This is a genomic window from Dyella japonica DSM 16301, assembly GCF_001010355.1.
GTDB classification, from domain to species: Bacteria; Pseudomonadota; Gammaproteobacteria; order Xanthomonadales; family Rhodanobacteraceae; genus Dyella; species Dyella japonica.
On sequence record NZ_JPLA01000206.1, the window covers coordinates 1 to 378 of the forward strand.

1 protein-coding gene is annotated in these 378 nt (G+C 42.1%); it reads right to left on the reverse strand.

The genetic code is table 11. The features are described from left to right. Positions 1-81: 81 nt before the first annotated feature. On the reverse strand, positions 82-378 hold a 297-nt coding region (locus tag Y882_RS20465; protein ID WP_211259261.1), incomplete at its 5' end, for a hypothetical protein.

Here is a 378-nt window from a genome sequence, read left to right on the forward strand (position 1 = left end):
CCATAGCGTGTGACATTTCAGCATAGTTATTCACTAAATGTGATTTCAGGGTATCTTCGACCCATTGAAACGGATACGGGATCATTTATCAAAGCTCCCAAGTTTAAATCCACTGAATGCTTGTCCACCTCTTGCGATGTTCTTACGCAACATACCGTTCGGGGCTTGCTTACTGTAACCCTCATATTCAATCTTTTGAGCATAAGGTTTACCGTTACCAAAATAAATATCCCAATCTTGATGGATTGGGAGATATCTTATTCTAGTAAACAATCTTTGTTTCGTAGCAGCTCCGGACGGGTCTTCCGGTAGATTGTCTTCAATAAGGTCGGGTGATTTCTGTATCTGCCAACTTCCGCGTAATCCACCGTCCTTAAC